Annotated in this window: 23 protein-coding genes and 1 pseudogene; 6 read left to right on the top strand and 18 right to left on the bottom strand. The window is 38.1% G+C overall.

The genetic code is table 11. The features are described from left to right. The first annotated feature begins 87 nt into the window (after window positions 1–87). Window positions 88–828 carry a hypothetical protein gene (locus tag QWU_RS00545; RefSeq protein WP_006590452.1) on the top strand — a complete coding sequence of 247 codons (741 nt, stop codon included), beginning with the start codon at window positions 88–90 and terminating at the stop codon, window positions 826–828. A 591-nt stretch (window positions 829–1,419) separates the two neighbouring features. Next, window positions 1,420–1,653 carry an EexN family lipoprotein gene (locus QWU_RS00540; RefSeq protein ID WP_006590451.1) on the top strand — a complete coding sequence of 78 codons (234 nt, stop codon included), beginning with the start codon at window positions 1,420–1,422 and terminating at the stop codon, window positions 1,651–1,653. A gap of 679 nt (window positions 1,654–2,332) precedes the next feature. Here QWU_RS00540 and QWU_RS10220 read toward each other — a convergent pair. From QWU_RS10220 to QWU_RS00515, 4 genes and pseudogenes are all read right to left on the bottom strand, one after another. Further along, a pseudogene (locus QWU_RS10220) lies at window positions 2,333–2,770 on the bottom strand (helix-turn-helix domain-containing protein). Between the two features lie 434 nt (window positions 2,771–3,204). Further along, entirely contained in the window at window positions 3,205–3,993 is a 789-nt protein-coding gene (locus QWU_RS00525; protein WP_006590449.1) for an ABC-2 family transporter protein, read from the bottom strand. Beyond that, window positions 3,977–4,690, bottom strand: coding sequence for an ABC-2 family transporter protein (locus QWU_RS00520; protein ID WP_240532129.1), 714 nt, complete (start codon window positions 4,688–4,690; stop codon window positions 3,977–3,979). Before QWU_RS00520 ends, QWU_RS00525 begins: the two co-directional genes overlap by 17 nt. 85 nt (window positions 4,691–4,775) lie before the next feature. Next, entirely contained in the window at window positions 4,776–5,795 is a 1,020-nt protein-coding gene (locus QWU_RS00515) for an ATP-binding cassette domain-containing protein (protein ID WP_006590447.1), read from the bottom strand. 583 nt (window positions 5,796–6,378) lie between these two features. Between QWU_RS00515 and QWU_RS00510 the strand changes: the two genes are divergently transcribed. The 4 genes from QWU_RS00510 to QWU_RS09585 all read left to right on the top strand — a co-directional run bounded on the left by QWU_RS00510 (window position 6,379) and on the right by QWU_RS09585 (window position 8,107). After that, a complete protein-coding gene (locus QWU_RS00510; RefSeq protein ID WP_006590446.1) occupies window positions 6,379–6,567 on the top strand; it encodes an antitoxin VbhA family protein in 189 nt (62 codons plus the stop codon). After that, window positions 6,554–7,174 (top strand): Fic/DOC family protein, encoded by a 621-nt coding sequence (locus tag QWU_RS00505; protein ID WP_006590445.1) that lies wholly within the window; start codon window positions 6,554–6,556, stop codon window positions 7,172–7,174. Before QWU_RS00510 ends, QWU_RS00505 begins: the two co-directional genes overlap by 14 nt. 364 nt (window positions 7,175–7,538) lie before the next feature. Next, a complete protein-coding gene (locus tag QWU_RS10215) occupies window positions 7,539–7,925 on the top strand; it encodes a hypothetical protein (RefSeq protein ID WP_006590444.1) in 387 nt (128 codons plus the stop codon). After that, window positions 7,844–8,107: a type II toxin-antitoxin system RelB/DinJ family antitoxin gene (locus QWU_RS09585; protein WP_244428387.1), complete on the top strand. Its 264-nt coding sequence runs from the start codon at window positions 7,844–7,846 to the stop codon at window positions 8,105–8,107. The genes QWU_RS10215 and QWU_RS09585 overlap by 82 nt, the downstream gene beginning before the upstream one ends. A 242-nt stretch (window positions 8,108–8,349) precedes the next feature. Here the strand turns inward: QWU_RS09585 and virB11 are convergent, their stop codons facing one another. The 14 genes from virB11 to QWU_RS00420 all read right to left on the bottom strand — a co-directional run bounded on the left by virB11 (window position 8,350) and on the right by QWU_RS00420 (window position 18,720). Next, on the bottom strand, window positions 8,350–9,402 hold the full coding sequence (virB11, locus tag QWU_RS00490; protein WP_006590443.1) for a P-type DNA transfer ATPase VirB11: 1,053 nt from the start codon (window positions 9,400–9,402) through the stop codon (window positions 8,350–8,352). Between the two features lie 9 nt (window positions 9,403–9,411). Continuing rightward, window positions 9,412–10,623, bottom strand: a complete 1,212-nt coding sequence (gene virB10 / locus QWU_RS00485) for a type IV secretion system protein VirB10 (RefSeq protein WP_006590442.1) — start codon at window positions 10,621–10,623, stop codon at window positions 9,412–9,414. 28 nt (window positions 10,624–10,651) lie between these two features. Beyond that, entirely contained in the window at window positions 10,652–11,503 is an 852-nt protein-coding gene (virB9, locus tag QWU_RS00480) for a P-type conjugative transfer protein VirB9 (protein WP_006590441.1), read from the bottom strand. A 3-nt stretch (window positions 11,504–11,506) separates the two neighbouring features. Further along, entirely contained in the window at window positions 11,507–12,178 is a 672-nt protein-coding gene (locus QWU_RS00475; protein WP_017195945.1) for a VirB8 family type IV secretion system protein, read from the bottom strand. Continuing rightward, complete coding sequence (locus QWU_RS00470) at window positions 12,175–12,468, bottom strand: hypothetical protein (RefSeq protein ID WP_017195944.1); 294 nt, start codon at window positions 12,466–12,468, stop codon at window positions 12,175–12,177. Before QWU_RS00470 ends, QWU_RS00475 begins: the two co-directional genes overlap by 4 nt. A gap of 6 nt (window positions 12,469–12,474) precedes the next feature. After that, entirely contained in the window at window positions 12,475–13,410 is a 936-nt protein-coding gene (locus QWU_RS00465) for a TrbL/VirB6 family protein (protein WP_017195943.1), read from the bottom strand. Window positions 13,411–13,476: 66 nt separating this feature from the next. Continuing rightward, complete coding sequence (locus QWU_RS00460; protein ID WP_006590436.1) at window positions 13,477–13,746, bottom strand: EexN family lipoprotein; 270 nt, start codon at window positions 13,744–13,746, stop codon at window positions 13,477–13,479. 322 nt (window positions 13,747–14,068) lie between these two features. After that, window positions 14,069–14,368, bottom strand: coding sequence for an EexN family lipoprotein (locus tag QWU_RS00450; RefSeq protein WP_017195941.1), 300 nt, complete (start codon window positions 14,366–14,368; stop codon window positions 14,069–14,071). 21 nt (window positions 14,369–14,389) lie between these two features. Further along, window positions 14,390–14,635, bottom strand: a complete 246-nt coding sequence (locus QWU_RS00445; protein WP_017195940.1) for a hypothetical protein — start codon at window positions 14,633–14,635, stop codon at window positions 14,390–14,392. 65 nt (window positions 14,636–14,700) lie between these two features. Then, on the bottom strand, window positions 14,701–15,024 hold the full coding sequence (locus QWU_RS00440; protein ID WP_017195939.1) for an EexN family lipoprotein: 324 nt from the start codon (window positions 15,022–15,024) through the stop codon (window positions 14,701–14,703). After that, window positions 15,024–15,290, bottom strand: coding sequence for an EexN family lipoprotein (locus tag QWU_RS00435; protein ID WP_017195938.1), 267 nt, complete (start codon window positions 15,288–15,290; stop codon window positions 15,024–15,026). The genes QWU_RS00440 and QWU_RS00435 overlap by 1 nt, the downstream gene beginning before the upstream one ends. A 3-nt stretch (window positions 15,291–15,293) precedes the next feature. Further along, window positions 15,294–16,040: a TrbJ/VirB5 family protein gene (locus QWU_RS00430; RefSeq protein WP_017195937.1), complete on the bottom strand. Its 747-nt coding sequence runs from the start codon at window positions 16,038–16,040 to the stop codon at window positions 15,294–15,296. Next, window positions 16,037–18,397 (bottom strand): VirB4 family type IV secretion/conjugal transfer ATPase, encoded by a 2,361-nt coding sequence (locus tag QWU_RS00425; RefSeq protein ID WP_017195936.1) that lies wholly within the window; start codon window positions 18,395–18,397, stop codon window positions 16,037–16,039. The genes QWU_RS00430 and QWU_RS00425 overlap by 4 nt, the downstream gene beginning before the upstream one ends. Then, window positions 18,394–18,720, bottom strand: a complete 327-nt coding sequence (locus QWU_RS00420; protein ID WP_006590429.1) for a VirB3 family type IV secretion system protein — start codon at window positions 18,718–18,720, stop codon at window positions 18,394–18,396. The genes QWU_RS00425 and QWU_RS00420 overlap by 4 nt, the downstream gene beginning before the upstream one ends. Window positions 18,721–18,748 lie beyond the last annotated feature (28 nt).

Below are 18,748 nucleotides of genomic sequence, written 5' to 3'. Positions count from 1 at the left end.
GAGTTAACACTCAACATATTTTGCTTAGAGTTTTCTCTTTTAAAGGTAGGTAAATCATTGATAGAAATATGAAAAGGCAAATAAATAATGAATTTTTTAAGTGAATGTATGAATCTAGGGCGATTTAAACTGATCGTTATTATTTACATTGTGGGTTCTATATTATGGGGGATGAGCAAATACAAAGAGAAAACCGATTTGAGTGTTCTCAAAACATATACGATGCGTAATGTCCAAGATATTATGGATATACGTTTGGCAGAGAAAAAGCCAACGGCGCTCGTTATCAAGCAGCAATTAGCAAAAAATAAACAAGCTGTTGATTCACAAGAAACTGTTTCATTGGGTAATGGGGCTGTTTTTCAGGGGAAGGCATCGGTTACCAGCGGTGTTACATTTAAATTGCTTACCTCTGTTGCGCAATCGTGGCGTAAGCATATCACGCGCAATATTCATCTTTATGGAGTGGATAGTTGTGCGCCACGTCAGAAGGCAAAATTAAATGATCAGGAGTGGCCTTGTGGCGCGGTTACTATGGCTTGGTTGGTTACCAAAACACTTGGTCAGAATTTGTCTTGTAAGCAGGCTCTGATGCACAATGGTATTTCTTATGCGCAATGTTTTGTAGGTGGTGTTGACTTGGCTGAAGCAGGTCTTGCGGAGGGTATGTTGGTGCTTGCAAAAGAAAATAAAAATCCTATTCCAACACAGTATCGTCATGCAGAAGAAATCGCACGCAACAACAAAATTGGTCTTTGGTCCAGTGATTTTATCGAACCTTTACAATGGCGGAGGGATAATGGCTCTTATAATCCTTTTGGCAATTAATCCCTTTAGCGATTTATGATTGGTGTTACGAACATATTTATTTGATAGTTTTTATCAAAAAATTTACAAAGTAAATGAAAACAGACCATAGGAAAAATGGAAATAAGTTCTAAAATTATGCTTATGTTTTCATAGCCGTAGACTTATGGCAAGCTATTTTCAAGGTCTGTTTGTTGTTAGAATATTCGCTTTAGTTTTCAAGGGCGATTTGTCTGCAATAATCGTATCAATGTAGTGTATAAAATTATTTGTTTTTTAAGAAAATCTTCCGTTTAATATTGAGCTTGAAGTTTTTACGAAGAAATCTCCATGCTTGCATTCTTTATTATTTTATTTATATCTTAAAATAGTTAAGTATAAAAAATGAAACGACAGTTATCGTATAAAGGGGAAATTAATAATAAAAATATAAAGGAGCAAAAAAAGATTGATCCTTTTTTATAGTGCATTTTGTATTATGGTAAATATTTTTGTGTTACTTGACTATCGTGCTCATTTTAAAAAATAAGAAGTGGTGATCACTAAAGCTGTATTTTAAAACAGTATAAAATAAGAACCTCAGCTTGGGGGGGATATTAAAAGAGGGATAAAATGAAAAAAATTATTTTATTATGTATGGCTCTATTATTTGTAGTGGGATGTGAGAAAACTTATAGTGTGGAAGATTTTAAAAAAGATGCAAAATTGAGAGAAGAATGGGGGAAAAAATGTTTCCTTGGGTTTTCTGTAAAGGAATCTAAAAATTGTCAAAATTTATTACAAGCAGATAATGAAATGTTTTACTCGCCAAAGTCTGATTCTACAGATCGTGGTCATGCATTTTAGTAAATATATACTCCAATAGTAAAGTGTTATACATAAATCCCGAAATAAAGTGGTTGCTGTTCAACGGATCGTTTCTTTTTTAATTTTTATAGCAGGTATTTTTATCATTTTTCCATTTCAGACGAGCTCCTCAAATTATATTCGCAATCGTATTGTTTGTTTCATCTTTAATCAGATTGAGGATTATGATCATGAGAGAATTGCATATTGTTATTTTTTTGTGAAGTTGGTAAAGTGTTGAGATTTTGGATACAAAAACATGTCTTTAGGGAATTTGTAACAGATGCCAAGTATTGATGCAGATCTATTAAGCACACCATTTATAATTAAAGAGAGCGGTCTATAATAAAAAGAGAGTCTCTACAGTGAAGAGAGAAGATGCTTTTTTAAAAATACGCATGAATACTTATCTTGTTGTTGTACCAACACCATTTTTAGGGTGTTGATGCACGGCACAAACTTTATCATGTGGTGTTTTATGAAAGAGTATGGTGGACCCTCAGGGGAGGGGGTGTTTATAGAATTTTCTGGAAAGAACCATATGAAATGGAAGCTAAATGGGATGAGCTCTAATGAGAAGTTAGATTATTTAGCAACTGATTTTGGGAGAAATTCGCATCCTTTGAGGTAGGGGGAGGAAGTCAAGAACAGAGGAGTTTAGCAACCCTATACCCATATTTTAAAAGTTTTTATTTTGATCAGAGATCAATTGTAAGATTGCTTTTCGTTTTACCGTGGTGAGCACTCCAAAATTTTTTGAGTAGCAGGTATTCTTCTCTGTTTGAGGCGATTTCATCATGAGGGTGGGGAGCATGCAGTTTTGTGGAGATATCGGCTTAAAAAGGGTAAGTGGAACATTCAAAATACCGGCAAAATACCGGCAAAATACCGTCAAAATATCGGGAATTTCTTTTAACTCCCCTGCTCCAAAACGGTTTAAGCCTTTTTCATAGTTTGGAATCTGTTGGAAACTTATCTCTAGAGACTGTTTTCAGGTTTAAGACATTTTTAGCATATTTCGTCTCAAGAAAATTTTTTTACCAATGAATTTGCCAACAAAAATGTCGTTATAAGGATTTTTTTGGTATTCTACCACTGGGAAAGTGCGCTTTTGCATTGAATTTCCGGGAGCTTTGAAAGTACTGAACTCAGATCAGCATTTTGCTTTAGTGCAGGAAGCACCTGGACATGGCAAAATCTTCCGTAAGTTTTAAGGGTCTGAGGTGCATTTTCGTGTTCAAACCTTAGGATTTTAAGATCTCTGCTGATTTTTTTCTATATAATCAAAATATTTGGCTCGAGTGTAAAGTTATTGCAGGAGACTGCAATGAAACAGTTTGTCTTAATTTATCATTTTTTAAAGTGAGAGGTAGCGTACTTTTCAAGCTTTTATATCAGCGCATCAATATTATGATGATAGGGGAGATTTTATAGGGGCATCTAACTGCGCCTTATACTGTGGAAAAAATGAGAAAAACATCCGAATTTTTAACAACTTTCTTTATTTTATTGATGATGTTGAAATGCTGCTGGCATTATGCTGATTTTATTTCATCCTCCTAGCCCATTAAATTGACGGATTGATTTTTTATAGATCACAAAAGTTATAGTCATGGACAAAATAGTACTTAACAGAAGATAGCCAATATGCCATTCATTTTTACTAAGCAGGAGTGACACAGGTAGGGAAGCAGAAAAAGCTAAGGGCAGTAAAAATAAAAGCCATTTCACAAGATTTAAGGGATAAATTGCTATGGGGACAAAGGAAAGCTGGTAGAGCATTGCATGAAAATAGGCAACGGGCATTTTACGGTTGGTTATGAATGTTATAAAGTTGAACATCATGAAAAAGCATAAGTTAACGATAAAGATACAAGCAATTGCAACGATAAAGGAAAGCCATTTCAGCTTTATCTCTGACATATCCGGTAATGAGACAAATGAATAAGCACTCACGCAAAGAACAAAGAGCTTGATCAGATAGAGAGGTTTACACCAGCCGAACAGCATTAATAGCCAAATTGAAACAGGCTTTGTCAGATATCCTTCAATTTTCCCCTCCGCAACGTTTTCAAAAAATGCTTCAATAGAATAGGTAAAAATATTCAAAAATATCCCAAGCAAAATGAAAACAACAAAAATAAGGTGAATTTCATCTCTGCTATAGTTCCCAATGTTTCCTGAAAAAGAAGAGATTTTATCAATAAAGATGAATTGAATAAAATAATAGCACAGAGAAAGAATAAATTCTCCAGTGAAATTTTTACCGTAAACAATTTGTCGGCGTATATTCATGCTGATAAAGTAAAGGATTGTTTTCAGTTTATCCTCCCGCTCCATGATATGCTTTCATTCCTTTTTCCCAAGCAATATGAATGAAGAATAAAAGACACAAAATATAAAAAACACTGCCCAACATAAATTTTTGAAATACTTTCAGATCATGCGTTGAAAGAAATTCGGCAGGAGCTGATATCGTAAAACGATAAGGATTAAACTGCATCAATGGAATGAGCCATGTTGGCCAAAAAGAGGGAGGTAGAAGAGTGCCACCAAGAAGCGCTGAACTGAGAATACCGAAAGAAAGCAATATATTGGATTCAATCACCCAGAAACTCAATAAGGCAATGGCAAAGGAAAGGAAAAAACACAGCAATTGCGAGAGAATAACAATGAGGAAAAACAACATAAAAACTATGACCAATCCTGAAATATTTTCGTATGATAAAATAAGCTTTATAGCAAAAATAGCCAGTAAGGGCATGGCATATAACACACTTTCACCCAAAAAGGTAAATAGCATTTGTGTCATATAGCTGAAGGGTTTGGTAAGTGTGACTTCTAATTTGCCTTCTTTAACATGCTTAGAGAAAGATTGCATTACGTTATAACCATTATTTAAGCGTGAGAAAATTAAGGCAAAGGCATAATAATACATCATATCATGAAAGCTAAAACCGTTTATGCTGTGGCTCGTGTCAGAAAAAAGCGCATTCCACAACAGAAGTTGAATCACGAAGGGTGATAGTGTCCCCATAACAATATCGGTAAAAAACATTGCCCTATCACTGAGGATTGTGAGTAATCCATTTTTGGCAAAGAGAAAGAGAGCAAAGCAATGGTTAGAGAAATTCTTTGAATTTAACACGGAGTATCTCTTCAAGTGAGGGAGTGGATACAGAGAATGGACAGTCAAGTTCTGTTGCGATTTCTCTTATGAAACGTGGCACATCTTCACGTGGGAGTGAAATTTCCAGTGTACATTTTTCATCATTAAAGTGTTTCTCTGTTAAAGGAACAGATAATTTTAATGCAAATTCATCAATGTCCTTTATAAGAGTTGAAGCTGTTGGTAAGTGTTCACAAAAAAATGTTATTTTTACATATGAGGGGATCATCTGTTTAAGCGTATCAATATCGCCATGAAACTGCTTTTTTCCTTTATGTAAAAGAATAATATCATCGACGTAACCATCAATATCCCCCATGTCATGACTGGTGATGATATATCCTATACCTTGCTCTTTTTTTAGTTTTTTAAGCAGCTCTCTGATTTCATGTTTAGAAGTAATATCAAGACCAATAGTTGGCTCATCTAGAAACAATAATTTAGGTCTAAAGGACAAGTTAAATGCTAATTCGCTTTTTACTCTCTCACCAAGGCTTAGCATACGCACGGGTTTATCCATGATATGCTCAATGTTTAATAACTCCGTAATTTCTTTAAGATCGCGGTTAAAAGCATCCTTTTCAAGATCATATAAAGGGCGAGTCATGTCTAGACTGTAGTGCAGGGGTAAATCCCACCATAAGCAACTTTTGTGACCAAATACTACACCCAGAGATTTAAACAGACTTTTTTTGGCTTTATAGGGATGAAATCCTAGGACTTTAACATCTCCCTCATCAGCAGCTTGTATACCAGAAAGTATTTTAATCAATGTTGATTTGCCCGCTCCGTTGGGACCAACTATTGCGAGTGATTGCCCCGAAAATAAAGTAAAACTGATCTCTTTCAGCGCATGATAACTTGAATAGGTAGGTTTGAAAAGAGAAACCACTTTGTTGGTAAAACCAGTGGTACTGTTTATGTTACGGTATGTTTTTGAGACGTTATTGACATCAATCAACAATGAACCCATTTATCTCCCTCCAGTTCAATGTATATTTTCTGTAAAACTTTGCTCTTCACACTGGAAAAAAGAAATCTACTCTTAGATCTTTATGGCAAATGTTTCTCACATTTTCTTAATTTTAAATAGGGTGCATTTCTTTAACATAGTAGGTTCACTTTAGCTAGGTCTTCATATGTCTCAAGCGTTGTTTTTTGGTAAGCGTTTTGAGAAAGATTAAGGAGCTCAGACAGGGAGTTTTAAGAGAGGCACTTCATGTAAACGGCTCATTGTGCTGCCAAAATTATGACCCTAGATTTATATCAGATTGTGTCGGCGTTAGAAGTACTTTTGAGATGATAGAAAATTTCGAAGTGTTCTCTTTTTTGTGCGGGGGTACAGTGCTGCAATGGGGAATGCATCAGAAAAAATAACAGCTGTTTTTACTCTTTTGATAAATACTCCAAAATTTTTGTAACAGCAACAAGTACAAAATCAAAACCATGCTGCAACATGCCTAAAATCATAGGATGTTTTGCTCAATAAACGTAAAATATTTTGTTTCTGTAGCTCAATTATGTTATAGTAATAAGCAAGTAAAAGAGGATTTTATATGTTGAGTGAAGAGGAAATTAAGCTGCGTCGCTTTGCTGCTAAAAATGCATTGGCAAGTCAACATTTAGAGGGGTTGGAGCCAGATTCACAGGTCGTTTCTCAGATGGAGCGTGTTATTATTGGAGAGCTTGAAATAAGTGATATTATCAAGGATCTTATGGAAAGGATAAAACGTGGAGAAGTATAAGGGAAACGGTGATCCTTATACCGATCCTAAAACCGGTGTGCTGTATAATCGGTTTAGAATTAACGATAAAACCACATTAGAGCGTGTAGAATCTACTTTTTCTTATCTGCGAGCTTTTGAACTTATGCATGTTCCTGTTCGTGGTAAGTTTGATCTCAATCACATGAAAGAGATTCATAAAAAGCTGTTTGGTGACGTATATGAATGGGCGGGGCAAATTCGTTCAGTGGATATCGCCAAAGGCAATAGTATGTTTGCTAGCTATAATCGGATTGAAGGTTATGCACCGAAGATTACGCAACAGCTTGAAAAAGAGCTCTATCTGCATGGTCTTGACGCTGATGAATTTAGCCAAAGGGCTGGATATTATATGGGTGAGGTGAATGCCTTGCATCCGTTTCGGGAGGGGAATGGGCGTACTCAACGTGAATTTATAGGGCAGCTTGCTTGTGAAGCTGGACACCCTATCAATTGGGAGGGTGTTAAGCAACAAGAAATGATAGAGGCATCAATTGCGGCACATTTTGGTAATTCTGAATTACTTTCTGTATTGATCCGTAAGAACATCACTGAATTTAAAGAAAATAGCAGAGTTGATGTTGTTTAAAGTATTGGAAAGAAATTGTCCTCTTATATTGAGATAAATAAAGAGTTCTCTAAACAACAAAGAGAAAAGATTTAAATCCTTTCGGACAGGACAAAGACAGCTTCTGATAAATTTCAAAAAGAAGAACTCGAAGTTGAATAATTGCAAAAAGATTTGAATTTTGTCTCAAAAACAACAAAACAAGCTCCATACCTTGCTGCTTATATAGATAACTCTAATCTAGAATAGAAGGCGTTAAGCGCTCTTAGAAACGAAAAATCTTACATTGATATGTTTAAAGAGTTGAACAATCGTTTAGCATCTATCTATAAAGACCTGCAAGCGGTCGCGCTCAATATTGAGCAAATAATTTTAGCAGGCAAAGGTGATAAATTGTCTGATATTTTGGATATTTCCTGATAAAATTGCGGAACTGCGTGGGTCAAATTGTTTCATAGATTCGTTTAAAACAGCGGGACAAGAACGTGAAGAGGCAATTTATAATATTTCGCTTGCAATTTCTTCTCTTAAGAAGCTTCAATCCTTTTATAAAAATTTTTATGAACAAAAGATAGATAAATTTATCTGTAAATGTAAAAGATTAAAAGTTGAAGTACTGTCTCTTTCAAAAGAAGCTATTACACGGGTATGGCAAGGAATAAAAGCTTATTTTTATCACCTCATTAAGCTATGTGGCAAAGAGGTAACCAAAGGGGGGACTATGAATGTAGAAAAAGATATTGCGCGTGCACGCATAGATTTAAGAATTTAAAAAAAGTACATGAAATATTAGCTACTCTAGGACTTACCGTGTCTGATTTTATACGGATTGCTTTCACTAAAGTTATTAATGAAAGAAGATTGCCATTTGAGATGTATGCTTCTTATGCGAAACGCTTGAAACTTTTGAGAAGAGTGACAAAAGGGAAGATATATACGTTGCTAAAGACATGAAGGATTTGTTTTGTAATTTGGGGATTTCATGTTTCAGGTTCTTCACGCAAACCAATTTAAACGCAACCTTAAAGTCATTGCTAAGCCTAGGAAAGATTTGAGAAAAAAGAGAGCTATTACTTTGCGTTATAGACGCTTACTTAGAACAAATTCATGGTTTGAGAAATATACATATCGAGCCAGATCGGCTTTTTGAATATACAGGGACGCATTCTGATTTGTTTTATTAACTTAGACCGTTTTTAAAAAGCATCTCGACGTTTAAAAGGGTCGTAGTAAACTTCTGTGACACGAAATTTGCCTTCAAGGCGTTTACATTGGATGATGACGTCAATCATAGAAATTAATAAACCACGGATATCTTCTCGTGCTAAATTTCCACCTCCATCACTTTCTTTGACAAGCAGTGTCATTTGTTCAAAGGCTGAAAGTGCTGTGGAGGCGTGAACTGTGGTGATGGAGCCTGGGTGACCAGAATTGACATTGCGGATATAATAGAAAGCTGTGCCATCACGCAGTTCTTGCAAAAGTATTCGGTCGGGGCGCATGCGTAGTCCCGATTCAAGTAACTCTTTTGCGCCTGCTTTTGCCAGTCCTTGATTGTCTTTTGAGTAAAAAAGTTGCACTTTGTTTGAATGAGGAACGACAAGTTCTGGAGTATCTTCAATGGTGAGAATGCGTTCATCTTCAGGGATTTTGGCAATTAAAGCTTTGGAGAGGGTGGTTTTTCCCGAACCGGTTTTGCCAGAGATTAAGATATTTTGTTGTGTAATAACGGCTTTTTCTAAGAAATGACAAAAGTCTTTGGCCATAAAGAGATCGGTTAATTCTTGTTCTGTGTCAGAAAGTTCATCTGCTCGCTTTTTCATTTGTTCAAGGGGGGTGAAACTGACATTTCTTGTTACAGAAAACAATTGATTTTTGTGTAAACTTTCAAGGGAAAAAGTGCGTGATGAAGGTTTGCGAATTGTCATGCTGATGGTATTGGGGGCGACGGCTGGGGGCATGACAATTTGTATGCGTTCATTGTTGGGGAGTGTTGCGGAGAGAACAGGATTTTCTACATTAATCTTTTGTGTTGTATAGGCAGCAACGACTTTTGCAATTCCTTCTAATTCACTATAGGTCAATTCTTGTATAGTGTGGGTTTGCCAACCATTGGGACCTTCAACAATCACTTCACCAGGGCGATTGATGACAATTTCAAATAAATTATCATTATTGAGATAATCATCTAAGATCTTTAACTTGGTTAAGACGATAGAGGCGCGTTCTGAATTTTTTGCTGTTGCCATAATTTATTTTTACTGCATTTGAGAATGGTAAAAGAAATCTCTTGGAATAGAGCGTGGAAAAATTTTGTTTCTTCTTGTTGTAATGGTAAGTTTATACACGGAAGAAAAATCCAAATCTCTTGCCACAAAAATGTTGACCAGTTCACCTTGATATTTTTCTAAAGTAGGGGGGATGTTGATTTGGTTTTCAAGAGCTACACTTGCCGCATCTTTTCCAGCATTGTTTGCTCCTCCAAAATCACTACCGTCGTTTCCACCTCCAGAGTTGTTTGCGCCTGCTGTATTGGAATTGTTTTTCATTTTATTCGTGAGGGTTGTTGTGGCACTATCAATAACGCTAAGCAACAAGGAAGAACCAAAGCGCTCCCACCAATGGGTGTTGATATTGCCATCAAAACCAGCTCTTCCTAAACTATCGGTTGCTGGTGAAGCAAGGGGAATGATGACACCCGTGGGGGTTTTTGCTCTGGTCCAAAGGACAAAGAGGCGAGATTGCCCTTGTTTTATACCGCCTCGGTATTCGCCAATCACTTGGGTTCCTTTGTCAAGCAGAACAACGCGCCCGTTGTCAGAGAGGATATCGCGGTTGATAACACAGCTTGCAAAGCCAGGTTGGTCACTGTTTAATGCCGTTTCTAAGATACAGGGAATAGATGTTCCCATGGCGATGATAAAGTTTCTATTGCCTATGAAACTTGCTTTTGTCTCTTCTGTTTTGGTTGGTTTTAACAGGGTTACAAAATTTTTAGTGTCTTGAAGGGCAGAAGAATTTTGTATATTGGTGAGATTTTCAAGGGCATTAAATTTTTCAAAGGCATTGGTAAGACCATTGTTGACGATATCTTTTAACTGAGATTTAGAACCTTTGGCAAAAGCGAGAACAGGGGCGCGTCTTGCGGCATCAAGTAAGGGATCATCTTTTTTGGGTTCTGGTGCGAGTGGTTGTGGTGGTGGTAGAGTTATTGGGCCAATTTTTGCACGCGGGTCAGTGGGGGCTAGTTCTAAAGGTGCCAGTGAATTGTGAAAATTTTGTGCTTGTTTTTTATGAGGTTTTGCTGTGTCTTTTTGTTCTGTGGGGGTGGAGAGGATATTCCAGAGTGCATAGGCACAAAATCCTATACAGGCTAGAGCGATGACAATTTTTTTGCCAAGGCTTTGTGAGGTATTGTTGCGTTCATCGCCAATTGCACCACGATCTTCGATGGTTGTTTTATCACTCATAGCTGAGCCCCCTTTATTCCCGCTTGCTTTAAAGATCTGATGCGATTTTGCGTTCAACAGATGGTGAGGTTGTTCCGGTTCCTGGATTTATGCCTTTTTGTTGATAGGCTTCATTAAAGATGCATAAAACATTTCTGCCATTTCTTAAGGTGAATTTGGCGCTAATGGCATGGACAATCACCATATTGCCTTTGGTGGTTTTGGGAACGAGGGATTCTGTTCCGTCACTGCCAACAATATAAATAGCAGGAATTTCTTGATTATCGGGAAAGGTAAAAGTTGTGGTTTTTCCGTTGTCATAAACGGAGGATGGTTCAAGATTGCTCGACCCTTGTGCACTATAAGCCCAATTGCGTGGTCCGTAGGTTTCATAACTATCAAAAAGACCATCAATTTGTCTAGCTTGTTTTTTTTCTTGTCGCAGAAGTGCTGCTAGTCTTCTTCGTTCTGCTTCGTCTTGCGGGTAGCGAAATTTCACGAGGAAATATGTTTCTTGTGCAGTTGAAATTTCTCCATCTTTAACCATGAGTTCAAATTGATAGGAGCGTTTTGAGCCATCACGACGGGTGGTAACCACTTGCAGATTGGTAATAGGTTGCACTTCTCGTGCTTTGAGGAACAGAATATTGCCAGCGGGAGCAACTTCCCATGCAATGCTGTTGCCGATAGCCACATGAGCAATTTCTTCATCGGCAGAAAATTCTATTTGCACTGATGAGCGTATGGAGCCAATAATTTTTGTGACATTATAAGCATCATAATTGACGAAGCGAATACGACTGTCGCTGGGAGCGCGGGTAGGAAAAACACTGGCTTTGCTCCAAGGTACAGGAGAAAAGGCGATGGTGCTTAGAAAAAGAATAAGGAATTTTTTTTTCATGGATCAGTTGACCACTTCTGGATCTGTTCTATATTCATTAACAATAAAGCCGAGAGGATTTATCAAACGGTTTTGTACAGAGATAGGAGCGTTGATATATTCAAAAGTGAGTGTTGCAACCCAGTGGGTGATGAGTTCTTTATTGGTTTCATCGTCTCGTATTGTTCTGTAATAGCGCACTTGGGCAACATCTTGATTGATGAAGGAGATTGATTTTATCGTGATTGTAACGCTTGCGTGTTTGTAGAGGATTTGTGGACTTTGTGGATTTTTTGCTCCATACCAGCTGGCAAATCTTTCTTGTTCTTCTGGAGAAGAGAGCAGAGAGACGGTTTGGAAGTTGTGTTGTATCTCTTCGGCTTCAAAGCCTTCACGGGAGCGGACATATTTTGCGGCGAAATAGCGGGTGATCGCTTCGTCGACATTTGTTGGGCCTTCTTTTAAGGCTTCCACCACTTCGACAATGCCGGTTGAGTTGTCTACACGGATGACGAAGGGTTCAACGGTTTTGAGCGGGGTGAGGGTGATGACCGCGATGGAGGACAGTGTCGCGACAATAACGGCTATCGCAGCAATGGTGAGTGAGGCGCGGGTGATGCGGCGTGAGGCGAGTATACGGTCTTGATCAAACAGGCGCGCTTCAGCGATGTATTGTTCTACGTCTTTTTCTTTCATGCTTTTTGCCCGCAATCTTTGTAGGATTTCATTTCTTCATCAGTTAATTTTTGCGCGAGAAGCGTTTCGAATTTGCCCTCTTTGACTGATGCTTTTATGTCTTTATTGTTGCTGATGATGATGGGAGTGGAAGAGGGCGTTTTCCCTTCCCAATTCCACATTGATTTGTTTAATGGTCGCTTAGAATATCCATCGCATTTTGGTAATGACTTCAGGGCGTTTGATGAAGACATACAACCGCTCAAGAGGATCAGCGATAAAATTACCCCAATTTTTTTAAATTCCCGCATTTGAACTTAGTGCCCCCGTATTTTTGTGATGAGTTTTTGTAGACCATGAAGAACAGCTCGCCCACCTGCCTTAGCCCCTGCTTCAGCAGCTTTCCCAAACGGTTTTGCTGAGTCTGCACCTAATTTCGCTGCTCCTGTAAGAGAGGCTCCACCAGCAGCTAAAGTTGATGCAATGCCGGGTAAGTTAATGAAGAGGTAACCGCCACAAAAACTAATAACAAGAATTCGAAGTAAGGTTAGGAGAATTTCTCCAAAACTTTCTTTAAGGATACTCATTGCAATATCAATATATAAACTGCCTAGTAGAACTATCAAAATTTGTAGAATGATAAAATTAGCAACTTGTCCTAACCATGCTTCTGTAAATCTTTTTGTTGTTGAAAACATATACAGGCTTATAAAGAGTGGACCTACTGATAGGACAAGAAATAAACCAATTTTAGCAAATGTTGATATAATAAAACCAATACCACAAAATATAGTAATAATTACCGTACAGATTGCTCCACCTATCCATATGCCAATAGTATCAAGAATTCCTGCATTTTCTACTTGTTTAAAAATTTTTCCAGCCGCATTGTGAAGCATACTATCCCATATACTGGGTTCTAGCTTTGATGTGTGTACAAGATGTGTAATAGCATTAGGCAAATCATGGAAAAATATATCTCTGACCCATGTATTATAGCTAGAAGCATTTGTGGTTAGTGTAACAATGATACCAAGTTTGAAAGCTGTTGCTATAAAATCCCATAATGGTACAGAATAACGACCGTAGATAACATTATAACCAAGAAAAATGATATAAATTGTGGCAGAGAGTTTAATTGGAGCATTTAAACCAGCTGCAAGACCGCCAATACTTTGATCCATTAGCTTTACAAGGGGATCCATGACAGCTTTGTCCATCCGAGTAAAGAAAAATAGTGCGCTAAGTGCCATTATTAGTCCCTTTGTAATATGTAGTGCTCCAATTTCTTGGAAAACTCTTCCTCTTTTTTCTATAGTTTATTTTTCTGTTTTTTCAGATTTTTTTTGTTCTTGATTATCTTCAAGAAGTTCATTTGCAAGGTTATGGTAATATTCTTTACGAAGTTCAGCTGCTGCTAATCGTGCATTTTCACAATTTTTTGAATTACCTGAGACTCCACATTTCACAACCCATTCTTCCATCAATTTTTTATCTTTTTTAAATTCTGCGACGCTATAGGTTTTTTCACAACCAGCGGTGATGAGCCCTGTGCAAAGTAGCAATGTTGTTATGAGAACTTTATTCATAGATATTTCCCCTTCTTTCTTTCTGTTTTGAGGTTTGAGCACAATCTTTAAATTCTGCTATGTTCTGGTTTTTTATAACCAGTGATGATAAATCTAGAGCGCAGACATAATCTTGCCATAAATATATTATAAAATGCGTGAAGGTGTTTAAGTTGAGAAGATAAAGCGCAATAGAGATGTGTAATGACGCCACTCATTGTATTTGTAAGGGGCTCCATCAATCCGTTGTCCATCTTGGTAAATATATCATACGCTGCCATTGTCTTTTTTCTACTCCTTATCAATGGGTTTCGTGTTCCATACGAAGCCAAATTTTTATGATTTAATTACTGTCCTCTTTCTTTTCAGATTGTTCTTTCGTTTTTTTCTTATCGTCATTTTTACGATATTTATTTAGATAGTTTTGAAAGGATTCCTCACTAAGTTCGTCTAGTGCTTTTCCTAAGTTTTCACAATTTTGAGGAGATTCTGTTTTAGAAGGTTTTTTCCACATACATTTAGGTGTCCACTCATTGCGTAATTTTTCGTCTTTCTTAAATTCCTCTACACTGTGAATTTTTTCACACCCAGCGGTGATGAGTCCTGTGCAAAGTAGCAATGTTGTTACGAGAACTTTATTCACGATTAATTCCCCTTCTTTCTTTCAATTTTTGAGGTTTGAGCACAATTTTAAAATTCTGCTATGTTCTGGTTTTTTATAACCAGTGATGATAAATCTAGAGCGCAGACATAATGTTGCCATAAATATATTATAAAGTGCATAGAGCTTTTTAAGTTGAGCAGCTAAAGCGCAATAGTGATGTGTAGTGGTGCTATCCATTGCATTTGTAAGGGGGATCGTCAACATATTGTCTGTTTCAGTAAATACGCCTTTGGTTATTATTGCCATTTAGATGCTCCGCTCTGTCTAATTTTTGCGAATATGGTTATTTCCGGTTGTGGCCGTAGTTTTATTTATGGGTCAAAATTGTTATCCTGTTTTTGTTTAGCGTTCCATTTTTCATATTCAGCTTTCTCTTCTTTTTGCTTTTTCTCTCGCTCCTCTCTACGTTTACGAGCTCTTTCTTCAGCGTTTTGCTTATATTCTTTCTCAAGTTCATCTTCTGCTAATCTTAGGGTTTCACAATTTTTTGAAGTCCCTGCGAATCCACATTTAGCATTCCACTCTTCCATCAATTTTTTATCTTTCTTAAACTCTGCGACGCTATAGGTTTTTTCACATCCAGCGGTGATGAGCCCTGTGCAAAGTAGCAATGTTGTTATGAGAACTTTATTCATTATTTATTGTCCTGTTTCTTTTCAGATTCTTGTTTATCGTCATTTGTCGAGCCAAAGCCTCCCCATTTTTTACGGGTTTCAAGTTCAGCTTTCTCTGCATTTTTACAATTTTTCGAATTCAAATCCCCTGACATCAAACATTTCAGTAATACTTCTTCCATCAATTTTTTATCTTTTTTAAATTCTTCTACGCTATAGGTTTTTTCACATCCAGTTGTGATGAGCCCTGTGCAAAGCAGTAGTGTGGTGATGATGATCTTGTTCATGGTTTATTCTCCCATTAATTTTTTTGCATAATCTGCATACTCAGCTTTAATTTCTTCTTGCCGACGGATTTTAGCAGCTTCAATTTCCGCTTGTTGAATCATCGCGGCGGCTTGCATTTGGAGAACTTGTGTTTGGAGTTTTGCTTGTATCGCTGCTAATTTTGCTTGAATGCCTTGAATTTTACCCGCATCTTCAGTACTTCCAAGTTCGTCAAGGAGCTTGGTAATGTTTTTTTGTGTTTCACTGGCTTCTTCGTAGACGTCTTGGCCTTTTGCCGCTTGTCCTATCGTGTTCTGTTGTGCTTTTTTCACTTCCTGTGCGTAAAAAGCATCTGCCGCCTCTTTTGAGCCTGCTCCGCCTGAGGGCTCTTTGTATAAGAGTTCTTCTTGCCATTTTTGCGTGTTTTTGCTGCCACCGCCACCGCCACCGCCACTGCCCATCGATTGTTGAAAGTGGTTAAAATCAGAAGGGAGGGCGCCACTGCTCCCTTGCTTGTTAAACATTTCTTTCAATCCCGAGATGTCAGGCTTGACATTTAAGGAGTTATATAATTGTTTTGCTTGATCGAGTTGGCTCTTTAATTGCTCAAGCTGTTGTTTGCCTTGTTCGAATTGTTTCCTCAATTCGTCAAGTTGCTTTCCCCCTTGCATAAAAGATTTTAAATCGAATGTAGGCATTTGTGCGAAGGCATTTGTTTGAAAGCCAAATGAAGTTGCATAGATGGCTGTTGCCAATAAAAGTTTTTTCATTGTTTTGACCTTTCTTGAAAAATAGGAAGCCATTTTTCTGGAGATTCACCAACTTCATCCATAATGGTTTCTAGGAGTTCAATATTCTTGGTGGTGCCGCTTAAGATCGCTATTTCATCATCAAAACCACGTAGATTCAGCTCTGCTACAACTGAACTTTGACCTTGTTTGACAAGAAAACGCCGTGACTCTCGGCTTAATTCTGTTTGTATCAGGTTAAATTCCCTGTCTGATAATTTAAAACCCTCTACATAATCCCCATGATTGCCCTTTTGATTGGGAAAATAAATCTGTGTTGGGCATTGTTCTATAATGGTGTGGGCAATTGTCGAGTTGATTGCATCTTTGGGGCTTTGCGTTGCAAACAACATCAAGCCATTTTGTTTACGAATTGTTTTCAGCCTATCTTGCGCAAAGGCTTTAAAGGAATCATCTTCTAAGGCTTTCCAAAATTCATCAATGACAATGATAATGCGACGCCCATCAATGAGAGAAAGAATTCTATGAAAAAGATACATCATTAAGGGAGGACGAATTTCTTCATTGTCCAAAAAGTCCGTCATATCATAACCGATAAATTTTGCATCAATGCCTATGTCATCATCAGGATTGTCAAAAACCCACCCCAAGGCATTGCCTTTACACCATCTCTCTAAACGCCCAGAGATGCCTTCTCTATGCGTGGTGTCAAAAAACATTTGTAGGGCAGAAATTGTCCGTTGTTCCTTGGGCAATAGGGCAAGTTGGTCAACCGCCGCAGCAATATCTTGCCTTTCCGATTCACTAATTTTTTGACCCTCAGCAGAAACAAGTTTGGTAATCCATTGCCGTAAAAACACTCTATCTGCTGGATTGTCATAATCTAAGCCTTTTAGCGGTGCTATCCCTGTCGGCTTGCCATTTTTTAGCGGCATATAGGTGCCACCGCCCGCTCTGACAAAAAGTTCTGCACCACGGTCTTTGTCAAAAAAGACCATATTCGGATCATGCTTTTGAAGTTGTGCTAAGAGAAAATTGACAATCACCGTTTTTCCAGAACCCGACGGTCCACACACAAAAGTATTGCCTAAATCACCAAAGTGAAAGTTAAAATAAAAGGGTGAGCCGGCAGAGGTTTTCATCAAGGCTACCGCTGGTCCCCACACATTGCCATCTATTTTTCCAACCGGAAAAGAATGAAATGGAGAAAGGGCTGCATAGTTGCGGCTTGTTATCGCACCAGAGCGTGTGCGATAGGCATAATTGCCAGGTAATTGTGCCCACCAAGCAGCAGCAAGCCCTAAATCTTCCCGTGCAATAACGGCGCCACCATCTGTAAGACGAGAACGCGCCTTGGCAAGATTATCTGCAAGCTCTTGCGGTGTATCAGCAAAGACCGCCAAGGATAAGTGATGTTCGCCTAAAACAAAACGGTTGGATTCAAGATCATCAAGTGCATCATCCAATTCCATAATTTGTGAGCCCGCACGGTCTCCGGAATTGACCATTTGGTTTTGTTTGCGCCCCATAATCTGCTTGGCAATGTTTTTGCTTTTGAAAACAAAAGATTGGGTGAAAATAAATTCAAAGGGAAGAGTCAGCAAACCATCTGCCATGCCTACTCTGGTTTTTGCTGGATATTCTTTCCAACCAAACATGCCCGCAAAACGCTGTCCCGCCTCGGTGCGTATTTCTATGACTTCTTTCCCAAAAATGAGACGATCTGTATAGACAGAAGATGCTATCGTTCCCCATGTGAGGGGGATACGTTCACGACGACCTCCCACCAATTGGTGGATAAACTCACTTTGCTGCGAAAAAATATTGCCTTCATGTTCATAAAGGCCAAGCCTTTTTGCACCATAGCGCTCTAAATTTTGAATAATGTCTGTGGTAACATCTTCAAGTTTGCGAATGGATTCTGCATCAGCTTCTGTCTTTTCTGCTTTTGCTTTGCCTAAACGCTTAAAAAACTCCGCTAATTTATCGGCTTTGTCAATATGGGGATTCCACAAGATGGAAAGATAAAGCTCATTGCGATAAAGCTCTTGAGAAACCATCCGTTCACGGTATTTGTCATCCAATTGTTTGGCAAATACTGATCTAAAAGTGCCATCCGGATAGACTGTTTCGCGCTTTCTGATAATATGGCTATAAAGGGCGATGCGTTCATCAGCGATATTCTTAAACAGGTTGTTTAATTGTTCATGAAGCACGTTGAGATCAATAATATCGGCGGTTTCAAAGTTAATCCCTTCAAGCTTAACAACCATCATGAGCGCGCGGGAATCCAATGCGATGACATGTTTGTTGACATGGCGCACGTAAGGGATGATGGATTCCGGCTGTTGTTCACGCTTGCGCTCTCTTGTTTTCATCGCAGTTCCTCATAATTACGAACTAACCGTAATGGAGAAAGACTTGCCCCGCCCCATAGATGCGCGTTTCTAGCAAATAGGCGTGTTTTTTGCCATGTTAGGAGGATACGAAATTTATTATGGTCGTGCTTGAGAATTTCCTTGAAGATGAAGTGTATAGTAACACCAAAGGTTATAAGAAAAAAATTGCCTGCCATAATAAACAATATCATTGTTCCCATGGCATTTAATCCCATAGCTTCCACTGTTACGCCTGCAATCATTGCAGGGCGTGTGCAGGCAAGAAATAACGTATCTTCCGTTAGCCTATTGCGCTCTTCCATGATTTTTGCAAATGTTGTGGTTAGCAAA

The organism is Bartonella birtlesii IBS 325 (assembly GCF_000273375.1).
In the GTDB taxonomy this organism is placed as follows: Bacteria; Pseudomonadota; Alphaproteobacteria; order Rhizobiales; family Rhizobiaceae; genus Bartonella; species Bartonella birtlesii.
The sequence above is the reverse complement of the archived record's forward strand: the minus strand, read 5'-3'. Positions and strand labels throughout refer to the sequence as shown.

Bases quoted from the DNA above. Each gene is read 5' to 3' on its own strand.
- QWU_RS00545 (WP_006590452.1), top strand. From the start codon at position 88: ATGAATTTTTTAAGTGAATGTATGAATCTAGGGCGATTTAAACTGATC.
- QWU_RS00540 (WP_006590451.1), top strand. From the start codon at position 1,420: ATGAAAAAAATTATTTTATTATGTATGGCTCTATTATTTGTAGTGGGA.
- QWU_RS00525 (WP_006590449.1), bottom strand. From the start codon at position 3,993: ATGGAGCGGGAGGATAAACTGAAAACAATCCTTTACTTTATCAGCATG.
- QWU_RS00520 (WP_240532129.1), bottom strand. From the start codon at position 4,690: ATGGGGACACTATCACCCTTCGTGATTCAACTTCTGTTGTGGAATGCG.
- QWU_RS00515 (WP_006590447.1), bottom strand. From the start codon at position 5,795: ATGGGTTCATTGTTGATTGATGTCAATAACGTCTCAAAAACATACCGT.
- QWU_RS00510 (WP_006590446.1), top strand. From the start codon at position 6,379: ATGTTGAGTGAAGAGGAAATTAAGCTGCGTCGCTTTGCTGCTAAAAAT.
- QWU_RS09585 (WP_244428387.1), top strand. From the start codon at position 7,844: ATGTGGCAAAGAGGTAACCAAAGGGGGGACTATGAATGTAGAAAAAGA.
- virB11 (WP_006590443.1), bottom strand. From the start codon at position 9,402: ATGGCAACAGCAAAAAATTCAGAACGCGCCTCTATCGTCTTAACCAAG.
- virB10 (WP_006590442.1), bottom strand. From the start codon at position 10,623: ATGAGTGATAAAACAACCATCGAAGATCGTGGTGCAATTGGCGATGAA.
- virB9 (WP_006590441.1), bottom strand. From the start codon at position 11,503: ATGAAAAAAAAATTCCTTATTCTTTTTCTAAGCACCATCGCCTTTTCT.
- QWU_RS00475 (WP_017195945.1), bottom strand. From the start codon at position 12,178: ATGAAAGAAAAAGACGTAGAACAATACATCGCTGAAGCGCGCCTGTTT.
- QWU_RS00470 (WP_017195944.1), bottom strand. From the start codon at position 12,468: ATGCGGGAATTTAAAAAAATTGGGGTAATTTTATCGCTGATCCTCTTG.
- QWU_RS00465 (WP_017195943.1), bottom strand. From the start codon at position 13,410: ATGGCACTTAGCGCACTATTTTTCTTTACTCGGATGGACAAAGCTGTC.
- QWU_RS00460 (WP_006590436.1), bottom strand. From the start codon at position 13,746: ATGAATAAAGTTCTCATAACAACATTGCTACTTTGCACAGGGCTCATC.
- QWU_RS00445 (WP_017195940.1), bottom strand. From the start codon at position 14,635: ATGGCAATAATAACCAAAGGCGTATTTACTGAAACAGACAATATGTTG.
- QWU_RS00440 (WP_017195939.1), bottom strand. From the start codon at position 15,024: ATGAATAAAGTTCTCATAACAACATTGCTACTTTGCACAGGGCTCATC.
- QWU_RS00435 (WP_017195938.1), bottom strand. From the start codon at position 15,290: ATGAACAAGATCATCATCACCACACTACTGCTTTGCACAGGGCTCATC.
- QWU_RS00430 (WP_017195937.1), bottom strand. From the start codon at position 16,040: ATGAAAAAACTTTTATTGGCAACAGCCATCTATGCAACTTCATTTGGC.
- QWU_RS00425 (WP_017195936.1), bottom strand. From the start codon at position 18,397: ATGAAAACAAGAGAGCGCAAGCGTGAACAACAGCCGGAATCCATCATC.
- QWU_RS00420 (WP_006590429.1), bottom strand. From the start codon at position 18,720: ATGGAAGAGCGCAATAGGCTAACGGAAGATACGTTATTTCTTGCCTGC.